The 1817-nt window shown below is 71.3% G+C and carries 1 protein-coding gene; it reads right to left on the minus strand.

Annotated elements, in window-relative coordinates:
* Positions 1–92 precede the first annotated feature (92 nt).
* Positions 93–1817: metallophosphoesterase (locus PKH97_RS15280; protein ID WP_324388453.1), on the minus strand; the 1725-nt coding region annotated here is incomplete at its 5' end.

A 1817-nucleotide genomic window follows, 5' to 3' on the forward strand; every position in this document is an offset into this window, starting at 1 on the left:
CGACGAGGGCGGCGGCGAGCGCCCGGCCGATGCCGGATGCGCCGCCGGTGATGATGGCCGTCGCCGGCCGGAACTTGGTCATGGAACGAAGGCTACGGCGAGCGCAGTGGCGTGGCCGGGGCGACGCTGACCACGCGCAGCGGCTGGCTGTGCGCGCAGGTGCGCAGCGGATCGACCGGGCGGGTGTCGACCACGGCGCCGTTGACGAGCGAGACATTGTCATAGGCGGGACGGCCCTCGAAGATATTGGTGAACTGGTAGCGGCGCACCGCCGTCAGCCGGCAGGTGGCGCCGAAATCGAGCAGGTCGAAGGCCGAGGGCTGGCCCACGAGTTCCTCCCCGCCTTGGCCCGGCACGAAGTGCGTGAGCGGCCCGCCGCCGGTGAAGGTGCCGGCCTGGAGGCGATTGCCCTCGCGGTAGGCGGTGTGCATGTGGCCGTTGATCAGCACTCCGGCGCGCGGGATGCCCTGGACCGCCCAGGGCTCGTGCGAGACGACCACATCGACCGCCGGGCGTTGCGCGAAGCTGGCCAGCCAGCGCTGCTTGGGGGCCTGGGACTTCTCGGCCGACCCCTTGCCGCCGTCGCCCCAGTAGCGCACGTCGTTGAAGCCCGCGATCGTGATCCCTGCGACGTCGACCTCCTGATAGAGGCTGTCATTCGGCTGCAGGAGAATGACATTCGGGATCTCGGCGAGGCGGTTGAGGACGGCGGTGTCGGTCGGCGAGATGGCGTCGTGGTTGCCGCGGACGAACAGATAGGGGACGCCGAGCGACTCGATGCCCGTGTAGAGATCGGCGATCGTGCCCTCCCCGGGCGTGCCGAAGTTGACCAGGTCACCCGCGTCGATGACCAGGTCGACGTCCTCGCTGCGGATGATCGACGCCATCAGGGGGTACTGGTTGCCGGCGTGGATGTCGGAGACCAGCAGGATGCGGAGGACCCTGCCGTCGGCGATCTCGGCCGGCTGATAACGCTCCTGGAGGGCGGCGCTGAGCGCGATGACATTCTGCAGGTAGGGCGCCACCTCGGCCGACCGGGCCTGCAGGTCGTCCAGAATTCCGGCCCGGTTCCGGACCGTGCCGAGCAGCCCGGTGGCGTTGATCTGCTCGGGTGTGGCGCCGGCAAATGTCCCGAAGGCGGCCAATGCGACGATGGCCTGCGCGCCGAGCCAACTCCCCGTGGCGATGGCAAGGGTGCGCCAGCCGGGGCGCCGGTGACGCCAGGCGCTCCGTGCGACGACGGCAGCCGTCGCCGCGACCAGGCCACCGGCGGCGAAACGCAGCGCAAGACCAGTAAGCGCGTCGGCGATCGCGGCGTCCTGCTCGGCCGGGGTGGGCTGGAGACTCCGCATGGAGGCGCCCGCCGCGCCGATCGCCTCGGTGATCTCGGCGCGGACCTGCGGCTGGACGCGCACGCCCGGAGCGAGGCCGCGAAAGCTCAGGTCCACGTCGCCGAGAACGGTCTCGATCACCACGCGGGAGAGGTCGCGGGGATCGGGCGAGAGACTGACCCGGGCCGAGAAGTTCGCCGTGCTCGCCGGCACCGGCGCCAGGATTGTGGTCACGATGCCGGCGAAAACGCAGGCCATGGTGGTCACGCCCAGACCGAGCAGTTGACGCATCTGCCGCGATCCGAGCCGGTGGCCGGCCATCCACCAGGCGCGGACGGCGGCGACGTTCAGCCAGCCGAGCGCGGCGAGCACGGCCACCCGTTCGAGGAGCCCGTATGCCTGCACCTCCCGCCCCACCAGCACGGCACCGGTGAGCAGGGCGACCAGCAGGCCGCTGACCGCAAGCCCGGGGCGCACGCCGGCGGG

It is taken from the genome of Nostocoides sp. (assembly GCF_035343835.1).
Taxonomy (GTDB): Bacteria; Actinomycetota; Actinomycetes; order Actinomycetales; family Dermatophilaceae; genus Nostocoides_A; species Nostocoides_A vanveenii.